This is a genomic window from Falsiroseomonas sp. (assembly GCF_051860665.1).
Lineage (GTDB): Bacteria > Pseudomonadota > Alphaproteobacteria > Acetobacterales > Acetobacteraceae > Falsiroseomonas.
The window spans coordinates 1-16,385 of sequence record NZ_JBHYDM010000011.1; the positions used below are offsets into that span (position 1 = coordinate 1).

General features: G+C 70.6%; 14 protein-coding genes. 9 read left to right on the top strand and 5 right to left on the bottom strand.

The window, feature by feature from the left end; translation table 11 throughout:
• Positions 1–354 precede the first annotated feature (354 nt).
• Positions 355–1,575: a class I SAM-dependent methyltransferase gene (locus ACTIF1_RS12950; protein WP_439596846.1), complete on the top strand. Its 1,221-nt coding sequence runs from the start codon at positions 355–357 to the stop codon at positions 1,573–1,575.
• 85 nt (positions 1,576–1,660) lie between these two features.
• On the opposite strand, the gene ACTIF1_RS12955 is transcribed toward ACTIF1_RS12950, so the two are convergent.
• The 3 genes from ACTIF1_RS12955 to ACTIF1_RS12965 all read right to left on the bottom strand — a co-directional run bounded on the left by ACTIF1_RS12955 (position 1,661) and on the right by ACTIF1_RS12965 (position 5,307).
• The gene (locus ACTIF1_RS12955; protein ID WP_439596847.1) at positions 1,661–2,995 is read right to left on the bottom strand and encodes an HdeD family acid-resistance protein; all 1,335 of its coding nucleotides are present in this window, start codon (positions 2,993–2,995) and stop codon (positions 1,661–1,663) included.
• Positions 2,996–3,071: 76 nt separating this feature from the next.
• Complete coding sequence (locus ACTIF1_RS12960) at positions 3,072–4,181, bottom strand: DSD1 family PLP-dependent enzyme (protein ID WP_439596848.1); 1,110 nt, start codon at positions 4,179–4,181, stop codon at positions 3,072–3,074.
• 13 nt (positions 4,182–4,194) lie between these two features.
• Entirely contained in the window at positions 4,195–5,307 is a 1,113-nt protein-coding gene (locus tag ACTIF1_RS12965; protein ID WP_439596849.1) for an aminotransferase class V-fold PLP-dependent enzyme, read from the bottom strand.
• Between the two features lie 65 nt (positions 5,308–5,372).
• Here ACTIF1_RS12965 and ACTIF1_RS12970 point away from each other — a divergent pair, with 65 nt between their 5' ends.
• From ACTIF1_RS12970 to ACTIF1_RS12980, 3 genes are all read left to right on the top strand, one after another.
• Complete coding sequence (locus ACTIF1_RS12970; protein ID WP_439596850.1) at positions 5,373–6,539, top strand: acyl-CoA dehydrogenase family protein; 1,167 nt, start codon at positions 5,373–5,375, stop codon at positions 6,537–6,539.
• Between the two features lie 4 nt (positions 6,540–6,543).
• Positions 6,544–7,371 carry an alpha/beta fold hydrolase gene (locus ACTIF1_RS12975; protein ID WP_439596851.1) on the top strand — a complete coding sequence of 276 codons (828 nt, stop codon included), beginning with the start codon at positions 6,544–6,546 and terminating at the stop codon, positions 7,369–7,371.
• A gap of 69 nt (positions 7,372–7,440) precedes the next feature.
• Positions 7,441–7,818: a DUF3597 domain-containing protein gene (locus ACTIF1_RS12980; RefSeq protein ID WP_439596852.1), complete on the top strand. Its 378-nt coding sequence runs from the start codon at positions 7,441–7,443 to the stop codon at positions 7,816–7,818.
• A gap of 12 nt (positions 7,819–7,830) precedes the next feature.
• Here the strand turns inward: ACTIF1_RS12980 and ACTIF1_RS12985 are convergent, their stop codons facing one another.
• Complete coding sequence (locus ACTIF1_RS12985; RefSeq protein WP_439596853.1) at positions 7,831–8,601, bottom strand: maleate cis-trans isomerase family protein; 771 nt, start codon at positions 8,599–8,601, stop codon at positions 7,831–7,833.
• A gap of 92 nt (positions 8,602–8,693) precedes the next feature.
• On the opposite strand from ACTIF1_RS12985, the gene ACTIF1_RS12990 reads away from it, so the two are divergent.
• Together ACTIF1_RS12990 and ACTIF1_RS12995 are read left to right on the top strand one after the other, a co-directional pair.
• Positions 8,694–9,677, top strand: coding sequence for a Bug family tripartite tricarboxylate transporter substrate binding protein (locus ACTIF1_RS12990; protein ID WP_439596854.1), 984 nt, complete (start codon positions 8,694–8,696; stop codon positions 9,675–9,677).
• 129 nt (positions 9,678–9,806) lie between these two features.
• A complete protein-coding gene (locus tag ACTIF1_RS12995) occupies positions 9,807–10,931 on the top strand; it encodes a calcium-binding protein (protein WP_439596855.1) in 1,125 nt (374 codons plus the stop codon).
• A 58-nt stretch (positions 10,932–10,989) separates the two neighbouring features.
• Here ACTIF1_RS12995 and ACTIF1_RS13000 read toward each other — a convergent pair whose 3' ends face one another.
• Positions 10,990–14,151 carry a M10 family metallopeptidase C-terminal domain-containing protein gene (locus tag ACTIF1_RS13000; protein ID WP_439596856.1) on the bottom strand — a complete coding sequence of 1,054 codons (3,162 nt, stop codon included), beginning with the start codon at positions 14,149–14,151 and terminating at the stop codon, positions 10,990–10,992.
• A gap of 162 nt (positions 14,152–14,313) precedes the next feature.
• Between ACTIF1_RS13000 and ACTIF1_RS13005 the strand changes: the two genes are divergently transcribed.
• From ACTIF1_RS13005 to murA, 3 genes are all read left to right on the top strand, one after another.
• Positions 14,314–14,481: a hypothetical protein gene (locus tag ACTIF1_RS13005; protein WP_439596857.1), complete on the top strand. Its 168-nt coding sequence runs from the start codon at positions 14,314–14,316 to the stop codon at positions 14,479–14,481.
• An 83-nt stretch (positions 14,482–14,564) separates the two neighbouring features.
• Positions 14,565–15,119 (top strand): dCTP deaminase, encoded by a 555-nt coding sequence (gene dcd / locus ACTIF1_RS13010; RefSeq protein ID WP_439596858.1) that lies wholly within the window; start codon positions 14,565–14,567, stop codon positions 15,117–15,119.
• An 11-nt stretch (positions 15,120–15,130) separates the two neighbouring features.
• A complete protein-coding gene (gene murA, locus ACTIF1_RS13015; RefSeq protein ID WP_439596859.1) occupies positions 15,131–16,384 on the top strand; it encodes a UDP-N-acetylglucosamine 1-carboxyvinyltransferase in 1,254 nt (417 codons plus the stop codon).
• Position 16,385 lies beyond the last annotated feature (1 nt).

Sequence of the window (16,385 nt, forward strand, 5' to 3'; positions counted from 1 at the left end):
TCCAGCCCAAGCCGCACCACGGCGCGCCCGGCCCGCACCGCCCCGGCCCGCACCGCGCAGACCGCGCCCGGCGCGGTCCGCACCGCCACCACCCGCACGGCCGCCACCAGCCGCAGCGCCGCGCGGTCCCCGGTCGCGACCCGCAGCGCCATCTCCCCCCGCGCCGGCGCGCCGCTGGCCCCGCCCCAGCCGCGTCGCTGAGGCGAATTGCCCGGCTGGCGCCGCCTCCGCGCCAGCCTCGGACCGACCTCCGGCAGATCTTCGGGTTCGATCGCGTGTACAGCCCCCTGACCTTCGCCCGCCCTTCCCCTTCGCGCGGCACGGCCGCTTCCCCCTCCCCAGGCTGAACCCGCGATGCCTGCGATCGTCCAGCGAGCCGCCTCGCCCTCCCGGCGCCTCGGCCTCCGCGGCGCATTGCTGCGCCGGCTGGCCGAAGGGCTGCGGCATGGCAGCCTCACCATCCTGCTGCCGGATGGCACCACCTGGCACCAGTCGGGCCCCCTGCCGGGGCCGACGGCACGCCTCGCGCTGCATCGCTGGCGCGCACTGCGGCGCCTGGCCTGGGGCGGCGATGTCGCCTTCGCGGAGGCCTATGGCGATGGCGACTGGTCCAGCCCCGATCCCGCCACGCTGATCGCCCTGGCCTGCCTCAATGCGGCGACGGTGGACCCGCTGGTCGGCGGCACGCGCCTCGCGCGGCTCTGGAACCGGCTGCGGCACCTGCTGCGCCGCAACAGCCGCACCGGCAGCCGCCGGAACATCCTGGCCCATTACGACCTGGGGAACGACTTCTTCGCCGCCTGGCTCGATCCCGGCATGTCCTATTCCTCCGCCCTGTACCGGGCGCCGGAGGAGACGCTGGAGGCAGCGCAGACCGCGAAGCAGGACCGTGCCATCGCGCTGCTGGAGATGCAGGGCGGCGAGTCGGTGCTGGAGATCGGCATCGGCTGGGGCGGGCTGGCGGAGCGTCTGCTGCGGACGGTGCCCGGCACGCGGCTCACCGGGCTGACCCTTTCCCCACGCCAGCTGGCCCATGCCACCGCGCGGCTGGCTGCGGCGGGCCTCGCGCCGCGCGCCACGCTCGCGCTGCGCGACTATCGCGACGAGGCCGGGCGCTTCGACCGCATCGTCTCCATCGAGATGTTCGAGGCGGTGGGCGAGGCCTATTGGCCCCTCTTCTTCGCCGCGCTGCGCGACCGGCTGGTGGAGGGCGGCCTGGCGGTGCTGCAGGTCATCACCATCGCGGAGGCGCGCTTCGCCGCCTATCGCCAGGGGGCGGACTTCATCCAGACGCATATCTTCCCCGGCGGCATGCTGCCCTCCCCTTCCGTGCTGCGGGCCGAGATCGCGCGCGCCGGGCTGGTGCTGGAGCATGCGGAATGCTTTGGCGAGAGCTATGCCCGCACGCTCGCCGAATGGCAGGCACGCTTCCTGGCGGCGCAGCCGCGCCTGGCCGGGATGGGGCTGGATGCGCGCTTCCAGCGCCTCTGGCGCTACTACCTGGCCTATTGCGAGGGCGGCTTCCGCACGGGCGCCATCGATGTGGGCCTCTACCGGATCCGGCGGCCCGGCTAGCGCCGTTTCACCGGCAGCGAAGAGGGCGAAACGGCTGCATCAGGCTGAGGAAAGCCCTCTACCCGCAGGGGGGAGAGGGCTTTCCTCAGCTGGCCTCCGACTCCGCCGCCCGCATGCTGCGGCCGAAATGGGAGAGGAACCAGGCGAAGCGGGCGGACCAGGACAGCTCCGGCCGGTCGACGAGGCGCGACAGCGGCACGACGTAGTCCAGCAGGAATCCCGGCGTCCAGGTGGCGGAATCGGCCCGCACCCGCATCAGCGCGGCCAGCCACAGGTCGGGGTTCAGCAGCAGGCCGAGCAGCCGCCGCCAGGGATGCGGCGTGGCCAGCACGCCCTCCAGCGCCGCATCCAGCGCCCCGGCGATGACGGTGGAGCAGTTGCGGTTGACCACGTTGTAGAGCGTGTCCTGCCGGTAGCCGATCCAGAAGGCGCGCAGCCGGCGGGCATTGTAGGTGTGGAAGCGCACCTCCTGGTCCGCCTCCACCCAATTGGCGACCTCCACCGCATAGGAGGGCTGGAAGATGCCCGGCGCGTCATTCTCCGTGCTGGCGCTGAGCGCGTGCAGGAAATGGTCGCGGGAGCGTGTCCGCTCCTCCACCGGATAGTGGCTGATATAGACGTCCGGCGCCATTTCCAGCGAGGAATGGCCGGTGGAGATGCTGCCATCGGGATTCACCGCACCGAAATAGCGGTCCACGATCGGCATCCGCTCGGTGTCGACGGCGCAGCCGCGCGGTGTCCAGACGCGGATCAGCAGCGGCGTCTCGCTGCGGCGCGGCGGCGTGTCGTCATCCACCAGGATCGGCGCATGCTCGTACCAGCCGCGGCCGGCGAAGATCGGCAGCATCAGGATCGCCACCTCCTCCTCCAGGTCGCGCAGCATGAAGCCCAGCCGCAGCAGCAGCCAGCCGGCCAGGCCGAGGAAGGCGCCGATGCACAGGGGGATGTTCTGGCTGCGCGGCAGCGGCCAGTCCAGGATCAGCATGGCCGCCAGCAGCACTTCCGCCGCCGCGATCGCCACATGCAGGCGCCAGCCGCGGAACCTGCCCACCAGCGCGGGCACCACGCGGCCGATCGCATCGGTCAGGAAGAGGATGGCGAGCAGCCAGCCCAGGGCCAGGTCGCTCTGGAAGGGCGCCAGGATCAGCAGCAGGCCCATGAGGACGGAGGCGGCCGGCAGCAGCCAGGCGAGACGCTCCGCCCCGCGCTGCCGGGCGGCGAGCGCCCCGGCCAGCGCGGCCGCGCCATAGGCCGCGAAGCCCAGGCCGAGCAGCGCGGCGGCGATCTCGGCGAAGGCCGGCACGACATTGGCGGCGATCAGCAGGGCCAGGAGGATGAGGCCGCCGCCGAGGAGGGAAATGGCGGACCAATGGGCGCGGAAGGAGGCCGGCCCGATCAGGAGAAACGCCAGCTTGAGCATGGAGACGCCCGGAAGAACGAGGCGCCCTACCTAGTCCCGGTTGCAGAACCGGTAAAGCAGGCCGCGCCCCGGCCCGTCATGCCATGCCGCCCCGCGCCGCGACCGGCCAGAGGCATTCCACCCGGCCGCGGCGGACCCCGACATACCAGTCGTAGCGATCCACCGTCGGGTCGCAATGCCCCGGCACCAGGCGCACCGTCTGGCCGAGCCGCGGCAGCAAGGCAGGGTCCTCCGCCTTCAGGTTGCCGTGCTCGTCCGAGGCACCGGTATAGCTGACGCCGGCAAAGCCCTGCACCAGCGGCAGGCCGCTATCCACCGCGACGGCCTTGTGGCCGGCATCCACCACGCAGAAGCCGGGGCGCGGCGCCGACATGACCTGCGCCAGCACGAAGAGCGACTGCCTGAAGGGCGGCGGGTCCTCGTTGCGGCCGTAATCGGCATCCATGAAGGCATAGGAGCCGGCCTGGATCTCGTTCCAGATGCCGCTGGCGAGTTCATTGCGGAAGGTGCCGGTGCCGGCGCCGCCGATGATGGCGCAGTCCAGGCCCCGCTGGCGCAGCTGTTCCACCGTGCGGCGGGTGCCATCGGCGGCGAAGGCAATGGCCTCGGCGCGGGCTTCCGGCGAGCGGCGATGCTGGGCATTGCCGTGGTAGGATTGCAGCCCGCCGAAGATCAGGTGGCGGCTGGCGGCGATGCGCTCGGCGAGGGCCACCGCCTCCGGCCCGGGGGTCACGCCGCAGCGGCCGGCGCCGCAATCGATCTCGACCAGGACGGTCATGCGCAGCCCGGCAGCCTCCGCCGCATCCTCGATGGCGGCGATGCCGGCCTCGTGATCGGCGCAGACCGCGACCTTGGCGATGCGCGACAGGGCGGCGAGGCGGGCCAGCTTGCGCGGCGCGATCACCTCGTTGCTCACGAGGATGTCGGGCACGCCGCCCCAGGCCAGGGCCTCGGCCTCCGCCACCTTCTGCACGCATTGGCCGATGGCGCCGCGCTTCATCTGCTGGAGCGCGATGATCGGCGATTTGTGCGTCTTCGCATGCGCCCGCAGCTTCGCACCGGTCGGCGCCAGGATCGCCGCCATGGTGTCCAGGTTGTGCTCGAAGGCATCGAGGTCCAGCAGCAGCGCGGGGGTCTCCACATCCTCCTCACGCATGCCGGGTTCGGCGGGCGGCGCTTGCAGCATCTTTTGCGAATCCTCAGTCAGAGAGGGCGGCGGTGAGCGCCGCCATGATGGCGTCAAGTTGCGAAAAGTCGTTGTAGCCGTGGAAGCTGATGCGGATGCGGCCGCGGCCGTTCCAGGCGAGGACGCCGCGGGCGGCCATGCCCTGCACCACCCGCGCCGCTTGGTCATGCGCGATGCAGACGCTGGCGCCGTGCTCGCGGGGATCGGGCGGGGTGATGCTGGGAATGCCGGCCTCGGCCAGCCGCGCCAGCAGCGCCACGGTCAGCCCCTGCACATGCGCCTGCACGGCGGCGCGGTCGAAGCGCTCATGGTGGTCCATCGCCACATGCAGCGCGTAGCACGGCGCATGGGCCGGATTGCCGCGGGTGAAGCGGCCGGCATCCGGGCGCAGCGCCAGCTTCTCCGCATAATCCGGGCGCGAGCCGGTGACGATGGAGTACCAGCCTGCGGTGGCCGGCGCCCAGCCCGGCTGGCGCGCCCGGTTCCAATAGGCGATGGCGGTGCCGGTGAGGCCCAGCATCCATTTGTAGCAGGCGGAGAAGGCGAAATCGGCAATCTCCGCCGTGATCGGCAGCCAGCCGCTTCCTTGGGTGAAATCCACCACCAGCATCGCGCCCACGCCATCGGCCGCCACGCGCAGCGCCGGCAGGTCGTGCCGGCGCGCATCGTAGTAGGAGACGGCGGAGACCGCGACCATCCGCGTGCGCGCATCGGCCGCCGCCGCCACCGCGGCGGGATCCGCCATGGTGACGAAGCGCAGTTCCACGCCCTTGAGCGAAAGCGGCGCGACGACGGAGGCATATTCGTTGCGATCCACCAGCACATTGTCGCCGGGCCGCCAGTCCAGGCTCTCGACCAGGATCGACATGCCCTCCGCCACCGAGGAGACGAGGCCGATGCCCTCGGTGGGCACCGACCATTCCCGGGCGAGCCGCGCGCGCAGCCGCTCCACCTCCGCATCCAGCCGGGCGCGGCCGGCGGGGCCGGTGGATTTGTCGAGCGCATGGCGCGACAGCGCCATGGCCTGGGCATGCAGCACCGGCGTCTCGCCGGCGGCGCAGACATGCACCAGGCCATCGGGGATCAGGAAATCGCCAGGGTCGAACAGGGGGTCGAAGAGGGGCATCGGGACCGGAGGGTTGCGCTTCCCGGCCAGCTTGGCACGCTGCCGGCCAAGGAGACAGCCAAGCCATGGATTTTGCCCTGACGCCGGCGCAGGAAGCCCTGCGCGACGCGGTGACCCGCCTCTGCGCGCGCTTCGGCGACGACTACTGGCTCGCAGCCGACCGCGCGCACCGCTTTCCCCAGGAATTCCATGCGGCCATGGCGGCCGATGGCTGGCTCGGCATCTGCATGCCCGAGAGGGTCGGCGGCGCCGGCCTCGGCGTGACGGAGGCGGCGATCATGATGCAGGCGGTGGCGCAATCGGGCGCCGCCATGACCGGTGCCTCGGCCATCCACATGAACATCTTCGGGCCCATGCCGGTGGTGGTGCATGGGACGGAAGCGCAGCAGGACCGCATGCTGCCCCCCTTGATCGCGGGCGCCGAGAAGGCGTGCTTCGCGGTGACGGAGCCCAATACCGGCCTCGATACCACGCAACTCCGCACATTCGCCGCGCGCGGCAACAGCGGCTATGTGCTGAAGGGCCAGAAGGTCTGGATCAGCACGGCGCAGGTGGCCGACCGCATGCTGATCCTGGCGCGCACCACGCCGCTGGAGCAGGTGCGGAAGCGCAGCGAGGGGCTGTCGCTGTTCTACACGCGCCTCGACCGCAGCAAGGTGCAGGTGCGCGAGATCCCCAAGATGGGCCGCCACGGCGTCGATTCGAACGAGCTGTTCATCGACGGGCTGGAGGTGCCGGAGGAGGACCGCATCGGGAAGGAAGGAAAGGGCTTCGACTATATCCTGCACGGCCTCAATCCCGAACGCATCCTGGTGGCCGCGGAGGCCATCGGCATCGGCCATGCCGCCATCGCCCGCGCCAGCGCCTATGCCAGGGACCGCGTGGTCTTCGGCCGCCCGATCGGTCAGAACCAGGCCATCCAGCATCCCCTCGCCGCCTGCTGGATGCAGCTGGAAGCCGCGCGGCTGATGGTGATGCAGGCCGCCTGGCTCTATGACCAAGGGAAGCCCTGCGGGGCGGAGGCGAATGCGGCGAAGTACCTGGCGGGCGAGGCGGGGTTCAATGCCTGCCAGCAGGCGGTGATGACGCTGGGCGGCTATGGCTATGCGCAGGAATTCCACCTGGAGCGCCTGTTGCGCGAAAGCCTGATTCCGCGCATCGCACCCGTCAGCCCGCAGCTGGTTCTTTGCTACATCGCCGAGCGCGTGCTCGGACTGCCCCGGAGTTACTGACTGGATGCTCGCCGAACTTGAAGCCCAGGCCACGCGGCACGAAACCCCCTGCGGCGACGGCCGCATGGTCTGGCGGGTGTGGAATGCGGAGGGTGGCGCGCCGGTGATGCTGCTGCATGGCGGCAGCGGGTCCTGGCGGCATTGGGTGAAGCAGATCCCCTGGCTGGCCGCGCAGCGCATGGTGATCGCGCCCGATATCCCGGGCCTCGGCGAGAGCGACGACCCGCCGGCGCCGCAGGACCCCGCGACCATCGCCGGCGTGCTGGTGCAGGGGTTGAAGGGGATCGTGCCGGATACGGCGGCGATGGACCTCGTCGGCTTCTCCTTCGGCGCCATCACCTCCGGCCATGTCGCGCGGCTGCTGGCGCCGCGGCTGCGCAGCGTCACCATCTGCGGCGCCGGCGCGCTGGGCACGCCGCGCAGCCCGACGCAGCTGGTGAAGGTGCGGGACAAGCAGGGCGCGGAGAAGGTGGAGGCGCATCGCCACAACCTGGCCGCGCTGATGTTCGCCGATCCGCAAAAGATCGATGCGCTGGCGCTGGAGATCCAGGAGATCAATTCCCAGGCCGCCCGGCTGCGCAGCCGGCAATTCGCCCCCAGCGGCAATCTCAAGGATGCGCTGGCGGCCGCCATCGGCGTGCCGGTGAATGCCGTCTGGGGCGAGCGCGATGCGGTCGCCTGGCCGAACCTGCAGCAGCGCATCGATGCGCTGCACGAGGCCCGCCCCGATGCGCACGTGGCCGTGGTGCCGGGTGCCGGGCATTGGGTGGCCTATGAGGCGGCAGCGGAATTCGACGCGCTGCTGCGGGACTGGGTGGCGCCAAACCGTTAAGGAAACGAACCGAAGGCGCGCCGCGGCGTTGAGCTTCCGGAAGGCCACCTCGGCCCCGGGAGCATGAGCTTGAGTATCTTCAAATCCATCTTGACCAAGATCTTCGGCGAACGCGATGCCGCCGCCACGCCCGCCGCCGCGTCCCCGCAGCCGGGCACCCCTGCACCGGCCGGCGCGGCGCCGATGGCGCAGGTGGATGTCGAAGCCGTGCTGATGCAGATGGCCGCGGCCTCCAAGCAGAAGCTGGACTGGCGCCGCTCCATCGTCGACCTGCTGAAGCTGCTGGGCCTCGACAGCTCGCAGGATTCGCGCCGCCAGTTGGCGAAGGAGCTGCGCTACACCGGCGACACGAGCGATTCCGCCAGCATGAACCTGTGGCTGCATCGCCAGGTGATGACGAAGCTGGCGGAGAATGGCGGCCGCGTGCCGAATTCGCTGCGCGCCTGAGCGCGAAAGGGGTCAGCCGCCCATGCGTTCGCGGTAGCGCTGGCCCCACCCTTCCCCGCGCACCCAGGCGAGGAAGCTCTCGGCCGAGGGCGCGGTCTTCGTCACGGCACAGACGCTGCGCCAGGCCAGGGCATGCATGCAGGAGGTGACCGGCGCCTCCCCCACGAAAGGCTGCCCCAATATCGGCCCCAGCGTCGGCATGCCGGTGCCGAGCATGGCTACCGCCTGGACATTGCCGGCGGGCAGCGCCGCCAGCGCGGCCGCGGCGCCTTCCGCCGTCATGGCGTAGATCGGGTGGAAACTGCCATCGGCCATGGCGCCGCGGGAGACCTCCGTCACGGCGAAACCGCGCGCGGTCCAGTAGCCAACCGCCGCCTCGGTCAGGTCGTCCGGATAGGGCGAGACCAGGCCGATGCGTTCCGCCCCCACAGCCCGGAAAGCGTCGCGCACGGCCAGCGCGGCGGTGATGACGGGAATGCCCAGCGCATCCTCCATCCGCGCCACCAGCGCATCCTCCTCCGCCACACCCGCATAGTAGCTGGCGCCGGTGCAGGCGAAGGCGATGGCATCGATCGGGGCATTGGCGAATTGCGCGGCGGCGCCGGGCAGGTCGCGCAGATAATCCAGCAGCCGGGCGATGATGGTGGGCTTGCTGCTCGTCATCCGGGCATTCAGCATCGCCACGCCCGGCGGCCAGAGCATCGCGAATTCCGGCTCCACCGTGGTATTCGCCTGCGGCGTCAGCACGCCGACCAGGCCGCGCGGGGCGTATTCGACGGTCATGGCCCTGTCTCCGGTCACTGCAATCCCAGCGGTGTCCTTGTCCCGATACGGGGCCGCCGGCAAGATGCGGGCGACCTTCCGGAGACTGCCCCATGCGCCGCCGCCCCCTGCTGACACTGCTGCCCAGCCTGCTGGCCGCGCCCCATCTCGCCCGCGCCCAGGCCCTGCCCGGTGGTTCCCTGCCGGGCGGCTATCCGACGCGGCCGGTGCGCATGGTGGTGCCCTTCCCGCCCGGCGGCACGACGGACTTCATCGCCCGCCTGGTCGGCCAGCATCTGGCGAGCCGGCTCGGCCAGCCCTTCGTGGTGGAGAATCGCGCCGGGGCCGGCGGCACGCTGGGCTCGGACCTGGTGGCCAAAAGCCCGCCGGATGGCCAGATGCTGATCGTCTCCAATATCGCGAGCTTCGGCGTGGCACCCAGCGTCTACCGGACCATGCCCTACAACTCCGTCACCGACTTCGCGCATATCGCCCTGATGGCGGAGATCCCCTCCGTGCTCGTGGTGAATGTCGCCAGCCCGATCCGCACGCTGGCGGATTTCATCGCCGCGGCGAAGGCGCGTCCGGGCATGGCGATGGGTTCGCCGGGCAATGGCACCTCCTCGCATGCCAAGCAGACCATCCTGCAGCGCGCCGCGGGCATCGAGACGACGCATGTGCCCTATCGCGGCAGCGGACCGATGATGAACGACGTCATGGGCGGCACGCTGGAGTCCATGATCACCACCCTGGTCGAGGCCGGGCGCAATGAGCGGTTCCGCCTGCTGGCGGTGACCGCCGATGCGCGGGTGCCGGGCTGGCCGGATGTGCCCACCTTCAAGGAGCTCGGCTATCCCGACCTGGTGGCCTCCACCTGGTTCGGCCTCTCCGGCCCCGCCGGTACGCCGCGCGAGATCGTCGAGCGGATCAACGCCGAGGTGCTGTCCGGCCTGGCGACGCCCGAGATCGCCGCCCGGCTGATCGAGACCGGCGCCACCCCGCGCCGCATGACCGCCCCCGAATACACCGCCTTCATCGAGAGCGAGGTGCGGCGCTGGGCCGGGGTGGTGCGGGCGGCGGGGATCCGCCTGGACTGAGAGGCGGGGGACCGCAGGCAGAGGCTCGGGCGAAGCCTGCCATAGGCACCGCCTCATGGACGATCGGGGCTGCGGCGCTAAGGTGCCGCGCCAAACCGGCTGCCACCCCGACCTGCCATGCGAGCCTTCATGCCCAAATCCACCGCGCCGCAACCCCTCGACGACGAGGCCCTCGCCCAGGCCACGGGCGGCTACTTCTCCGGGGGCTGGGATATCCATCCCGAGGTCAATACGGACGGCTGGACGCAGGATGCCCCGGAGACCGCGACCTACCACATCGCCGGCTCGGACGGGATGGACAGCCTGACCGGTGGCCAGGGCGACGACGTCTTTGCGGGGAATAATCAAAACGACACGCTGATCGGCCAGGGCGGCAACGACCTGCTGATGGGCGGCAGCGGCCATGACTCACTGAGCGGTGGCGATGGCGAGGACACGCTGGACGGCGGCTCCGGCCACGACACCCTGCTGGGCGGCGCGGGCGATGACGTCATCCGCGGTGGCCATTGGGGCCACGTCTTCGGGACCGACCCCGAGCAGCAGCCCGGCCAGGGCCTGCGCTGGGAGAATTCCTCGGCCCATATCGATGCCGGCAGCGGCAATGACAACGTGATCGGCACGCATGGCTCGGACATGATCCAGGGCGGCGATGGTGACGACACGCTGGATGGCGGCTGGAACGGCCAGGATACCATCGAGGGCGGCGCCGGCGACGATGTGATCCGCATCGGCCACGATACGATCTACGAGTACTACGGCAGCGCACGCGGCGAGGTCGATGGCGGCAGCGGCAACGATTCCATCCGGGGCAATGGTGAGGAGGACCTGCTGCGCGGCGGCAGCGGCGACGACACGCTGGAGGGCGGCGGCGGCATCGACACGCTGATTGGCGGCGAGGGCCGCGACACCATCGAGGGCCAGGCCGGCGATGACCTGATACAGGGCGGCAGCGGCGACGACCGGGTTGATGGCGGTGCGGGCGACGACACCCTCATCTGGAACGCCGGCGATGGCAACGACACGATCGATGGCGGCGAGGGCCAGGACACGCTGGTGATCCGCACCCCGGGCCTCACCCTGGACGACCTGCGCTTCACCTTCGACGACCACAGCCTGAGCGGGCAGGTGCGCGAGCTCGACGCCGGCACCCTGCATCTCGGCGGGCAGGTGAGCGGGACCGTCACCTTCATGTCCTGGGGCCAGGAAGTGACCATCCGCTTCAGCGGGCTGGAGACGCTGCGGATCCAGGGCTGATCCGCCGCGCCGCGGGCCGGCGCGGGCCGGCGCCGGCCGGGCCCGCGACGGCCGACCCTCACAGGAGGAAATCGGCCTCGGTCAGCGCCTGCTGGCCGGCCAGGCGGATCACCATCTCCGGCCCCGCGCCATCGCCGGCATCGAGCTGCAGGGCGGTGCCGTTCGGGCCGAGATGGACCCGGACCGAGGCCTGGCCGCCCCCGGCAAAGGCATTGCTGCCGACGAAGACGAAGTCCTGCGCGAAGCCTTCCAGGCTGATCCGGTCGCCCTCCTCGGAGGCGAAATCGAGGATGCGGCTCGCCGCCTCCCGCGGGCTTTCGGTGAAGGCCGCGAAGAGGAAGATATCCGCCCCCTCCCCGCCCCAGAGCACATCGGCGCCCTGGCCGCCCACCAGCCTGTCGTTGCCGTCCTGGCCGAAGAGGCGGTCATCGCCCGTCCCGCCCAGCAGCAGGTCGTCGCCAGCGCCGCCGACCATGGTGTCGTTGTCGGCCTCGCCGGACAGCGTATCGCCACCGGTCCCGCCATTCAGCCTATCGCCACCGGCGCCGCCCAGCAGCAGGTCGGCACCGCCACGGCCGAGCAGACGGTCCGCCCCCGCGCCACCCGCCAGCTCATCGCCGCCAGCACGGCCGAGCAGGCGATCCGCCCCATCGCCGCCCGTCCGCGTGATGCCGCCGAGCGCGATCAGCGCCAGCAGCGGGTCGTGGTCGCTGGATTGCTCGGCGAATTCGCTGTTCACATGCACCGCATCGAAGCGCGTATCCCCGGCCAGGCCCGCATTGACCAGGATGTGGTCGAGCGACTGGCTGTTGCCGTCAAAGTTGTAGGAGTAGCGCTCCAGCGGCGGCAGCGTGTCGGTCAGGTTCACCAGCGGCGCGCCTTCGCCGGCCAGCTCCTGCATCGGCTCCTCGAACTCGAATTCGTTGTGGTCGCCGAGCACGACGATGTTCGCATCCGCATCGGCCGCCAGCGTGGCGTCCACGAAGTCGCGCACGGCTTCCGCCTGCGCCTGGCGCTCGTCTTCCGAGCCATTGGCCGCCGGCTGGTTCGCGCCGAACAGCGGCTGGCTGCCACCCTTGGAGGAGAAGTGGTTGTTCACCAGCGTCACCGTCTCACCCTGGAAGGTGAAGTCGGCGATCAGTGGCAGGCGCGATCCGTCGAAGGCCGCATCCTCCACCGTGCGCAGCGAGCCTTCGACCAGCGCGACACGATCCGGGTTGTAGAGATAGGCGTTGCGGATATTGCCGCCGGGCTGGCCGCCGACGCCGCCATTCTCGACGAAGGGATTGTCCACGAATTCGTAGCGCGGGCCGCCGGCGGCGACGATCGCATCGACCAGCGCCTGCAGCGTCGCCTCGGCCGAGACCAGGTCGCTGATCTCGCCGCCATCGCCGTCCTGCACTTCCTGCAGCGCGATGATGTCCGGCGTCTTCAGGTTGGTGACGATGTCCCGCGCGATGGCCGCGAACTGGCCATTGCCCACATCGTCATCGACATTGCTGGCGCTGCGATCGGCGACCAGGTTCTGGTCCTCCAGCTTCGGGTCCAGGTTCAGCACGTTGTAGGTGGCGACCAGCAGGTCGGCGCCCTCGGCGCGGAAGCTGGTGACCTCGCGCTCCAGCGTGCTCGGCGCGGTGACGGTGTAGGCCTCGGTCGGGATCAGCTCGTAGTTGCCGAAATTGTAGCTGATGACGCCGGTGACATCGCCGAGCTCGGCGCCGACATCGACGGAGGGCGTGCCGGAGGCGAAGACGCCCGTATCCTCGTCGATCTGGATGCGCTCCGGGTTGAAGTCGCCGCCCGTGGCATTGGTCACGCCCGGGCCGCCGGTGCCGGGCTCGATGTTCAGCGTGCCGCGGTCGCTGAGGCCGGTGGCCTCGCCGACGATGGTCCAGATCTCGCCGAAACCGTTGGTGGCGCCGACGACTTTCGGTGCCTCCAGCGTTACCCGCATGGCTTCCAGGCTCTCGTAGAAGGCCACGCCCTCGACCAGCGATTCGGTCGGCGGCAGCAGGCCATTCGGCCCGAGCACCACCGCATCCGGCAGCGCATTGCCGGAGGATGTGACGAGGCTGGCACCGGCGCCGGTCGCGGTGATCTGGGTGGTGGAGAGGTTGCCGCTGGACACGCCACCGGGGGTGAATTCGCTGACCAGCCCCTGCACCGTCACCGCATCACCCACCGCGACGCCGGGGGCGCCGCTGGTGAAGACGAAGATGGCGTCCGAGGTGGCGGCATCGCCGTCGCCGGTCGCGTCCTGCAGGTAGTAGCCGTTGCTGTCCACGGCCGTGACGATGCCGCTGGTCCGCACCTGCTGGCCGGTGAGCGACGAGGTCAGGCCACTGCCCTGGATGGTGTAGATCGCGGTCATCGCCAGCGCGTCCGTCACCGCGACATCGACCGCCACGGGGGCCAGTCCGTCATAGGCGGCATCGGTGGAGGTGAGGGTGATGGCGATGGCGAGCGCCTCCGCACCCTCCGCCACGTCATCCTCCAGCGCCGTCACCTGCACCTGCTGCGGCTGGTCCCAGTTCGCGGCGGTGAAGACCAGGCTTTGGGCGGACAGGGACAGATCGTCGCCGGGTGCGGCCAGCGTCACGGTCACATCGGCCGTGGGCTGGGTGCGCAGCACCACGGTGAAGCTGCCGGCCGTGCCGCCCTCCTGCAAGGCCAGATCCGTGGCGGAGACCACCAGGCCGGGCGTCGCTTCGCCGCCGAAGCTCTGGCCGGCATTCAGGCCGCCGAAGGTGTTGGAGCCCGGGGTCGCGGCCCAGGTGAAATCCTCGTATTCGGTGCCGGTGCCGGTGAGCTGCAGGGCGGAACCCAGCGGGTCCGTGCCTTCCTGCGCCACGCCGATATCGGTGCTGGTCAGGCCGGCGGCGGGGCCATCCACCGCGGTCAGCGTGCCCTCATAGCTGAGGAACTGCACCACCACGCCATCCGGATCGACCAGCGCGATGCCGTCCGGCGCGCCGTTCTGCAGGCCATTGGCGGGGAAGGAGACGACCGCGGTGCCGAAGCCGCCACCCTGGTCGGCCAGCACGCCGCTGAGGCCGTTGAGCGCCGCCGGGCTGGCATAGGCCGTCCCATTGGAGCCGTTGTAGCGGACCAGCGTCCAGCCGGTCAGGTCGGTGCCGGCGGGGCCCACGACCTCGATACGCTCATCGGCATCGGTGCCATCATTGTCGTAGTGGATCTCATTGATGAAGACGGTGGTCATCACTGGTCACTCCTCCACAGCGCCGCGGAGGTAGACGGGCGCCGGAGGTGACGTCCCGTTAAGATATGGTGGCAGAGCCCGCCCGAGGCGCTTCCCGCGCCAGGGTGATCGGCGGAGCAGGCGGGGCTTGACCGACCAGGCCCGGCGGGGTTCCTCCCCATCATGGATGAACCGCCGGACCCCGCCCCGCCACCGGTGAAATCAGAGGCGCAGCGCGCGCGGGAAGCCCGGCTGGCCGCCGCGCTGCGTGAGAACCTGCGCCGCCGCAAGGCCCAGGCCCGCGCCCGGGCCGAGCCGCCCACCGCGCCCAAGCCCCCCGCGGAGGACTGACCCCGGGGGATTGGACGCCCGCCGCCGCATCGGGTAACCCGGCCCTCCCGCCTCGCCACCCCGTCGCCCGAAGGCCGCCGCCCATGTCCATCATGCCCGATACCTGGATCCGCCGCATGGCGCAGGAGACGGGGATGATCGAGCCCTTCGTCGAATCGCAGCGGCGGGAGGGGGTGATCTCCTACGGCCTGTCCAGCTACGGCTACGACGCCCGCCTGGCCGACGAGTTCAAGATTTTTACGAACGTCGACAATGCGGTGGTGGATCCGAAGGTGTTCTCGGACCAGGGTTTCGTGACGCGGCGGGGGGAGACCTGCATCATCCCGCCGAACAGTTTTGTCCTGTGCCACACCATCGAGTATTTCCGGATTCCGCGGGACGTGCTGGTGATCTGCCTCGGCAAGTCCACCTATGCGCGCTGCGGGCTGATCGTGAATGTCACGCCGCTGGAGCCCGAATGGGAGGGCCAGGTGACCATCGAGATCAGCAACACCACCCCGCTCCCCGCCCGCATCTATGCCAATGAGGGCATCTGCCAGTTCCTCTTCCTGCAGGGCAGCGCGCCGCCCGAGGTGAGCTATGCGGACCGGAAGGGCAAATACATGGGCCAGCGCGGCGTCTCGCTGCCCAAGCTGTAAGGAACGCCCGCATGGACCGCATCCGCATCCGCGGCGGCAAGCCCCTCTCGGGCAGCATCCCGATCGGCGGGGCCAAGAACGCCACCCTGCCGCTGATGGCCGCCGGCCTGCTCTCGGACGGGCCCCTCACGCTGGAGAATGCGCCGGACCTCGCCGATATCGCCACCATGCGCGCCCTGCTGGTGCAGCACGGCATGACGGTGGAGCACGACAAGGCGCGGCGCCTGCTGGTGCTGTCCGGCGCCGCCGACAATCTGGAAGCCCCCTATGACCTGGTGCGCAAGATGCGCGCCTCCGTCCTGGTGATGGGCCCGCTGCTGGCGCGATTCGGGGAGGCGCGGGTCTCGCTCCCCGGCGGCTGCGCCATCGGCACCCGGCCGGTGGACCTGCATATCAAGGGGCTGGAGCAGATGGGCGCCGTCTTCGACCTCGAAGGCGGCTATATGCATGCCAAGGCGCCGAAGGGGCTGCGCGGCGCCACCATCATCTTCCCGCAGGTCAGCGTCGGCGCGACGGAAAACCTGCTGATGGCGGCCACCCTGGCCGAGGGCACGACGGAGCTGGTGAATGCGGCGCGGGAGCCGGAGATCGGCGACCTGGCCATGTGCCTGATGCGCATGGGCGCGCGGATCGAGGGCATCGGCACGGACCGGCTGGTGGTGGAGGGCGTGAAGCAGCTCGGCGCCGCCATCCACCCCATCATCCCGGACCGCATCGAGGCCGGCACCTATGCCTGCGCCGCCGCCATCACCGGCGGCACGGTGCTGCTGGAGGGCGCGCGGATGGTCGACCTCGGCGCCGTGGTGCGGACCTTGCGCGAATGCGGGGTGGATGTGGCGGAGGAAACGGCCGGGCTGCGCATCACCCGCAGCAACGGCCTGCGCGGCACCGATGTGATGACCGAGCCCTTCCCCGGCTTCGCCACCGATATGCAGGCGCAGTTCATGGCGCTGATGTGCGTGGCCGAAGGCGCTTCCATGATCACGGAGACGATCTTCGAGAACCGCTTCATGCATGTACCCGAGCTCACCCGCATGGGGGCGCGCATCAAGTATCATGGCCAGTCCGCCATCGTGCGCGGCGTGCCGAAGCTCTCCGGCGCCCCGGTGATGGCGACCGACCTGCGCGCCAGCGTCTCCCTGGTCCTGGCGGGGCTGGCGGCGCAGGGGGAGACCATCGTCAACCGCGTCTATCACCTGGACCGCGGCTATGAGGCGCTGGAGCGCAAGCTTTCGGCCGTGGGCGCGGCCATCGAGCGGGTCTGAG

What these genes read in the sequence shown, in the direction of transcription:
- ACTIF1_RS12950 (WP_439596846.1), top strand. Translation starts at nt 355, where the DNA reads ATGCCTGCGATCGTCCAGCGAGCCGCCTCGCCCTCCCGGCGCCTCGGC.
- ACTIF1_RS12955 (WP_439596847.1), bottom strand. Translation starts at nt 2,995, where the DNA reads ATGCTCAAGCTGGCGTTTCTCCTGATCGGGCCGGCCTCCTTCCGCGCC.
- ACTIF1_RS12960 (WP_439596848.1), bottom strand. Translation starts at nt 4,181, where the DNA reads ATGCTGCAAGCGCCGCCCGCCGAACCCGGCATGCGTGAGGAGGATGTG.
- ACTIF1_RS12965 (WP_439596849.1), bottom strand. Translation starts at nt 5,307, where the DNA reads ATGCCCCTCTTCGACCCCCTGTTCGACCCTGGCGATTTCCTGATCCCC.
- ACTIF1_RS12970 (WP_439596850.1), top strand. Translation starts at nt 5,373, where the DNA reads ATGGATTTTGCCCTGACGCCGGCGCAGGAAGCCCTGCGCGACGCGGTG.
- ACTIF1_RS12975 (WP_439596851.1), top strand. Translation starts at nt 6,544, where the DNA reads ATGCTCGCCGAACTTGAAGCCCAGGCCACGCGGCACGAAACCCCCTGC.
- ACTIF1_RS12985 (WP_439596853.1), bottom strand. Translation starts at nt 8,601, where the DNA reads ATGACCGTCGAATACGCCCCGCGCGGCCTGGTCGGCGTGCTGACGCCG.
- ACTIF1_RS12990 (WP_439596854.1), top strand. Translation starts at nt 8,694, where the DNA reads ATGCGCCGCCGCCCCCTGCTGACACTGCTGCCCAGCCTGCTGGCCGCG.
- ACTIF1_RS12995 (WP_439596855.1), top strand. Translation starts at nt 9,807, where the DNA reads ATGCCCAAATCCACCGCGCCGCAACCCCTCGACGACGAGGCCCTCGCC.
- ACTIF1_RS13000 (WP_439596856.1), bottom strand. Translation starts at nt 14,151, where the DNA reads ATGACCACCGTCTTCATCAATGAGATCCACTACGACAATGATGGCACC.
- ACTIF1_RS13005 (WP_439596857.1), top strand. Translation starts at nt 14,314, where the DNA reads ATGGATGAACCGCCGGACCCCGCCCCGCCACCGGTGAAATCAGAGGCG.
- dcd (WP_439596858.1), top strand. Translation starts at nt 14,565, where the DNA reads ATGTCCATCATGCCCGATACCTGGATCCGCCGCATGGCGCAGGAGACG.
- murA (WP_439596859.1), top strand. Translation starts at nt 15,131, where the DNA reads ATGGACCGCATCCGCATCCGCGGCGGCAAGCCCCTCTCGGGCAGCATC.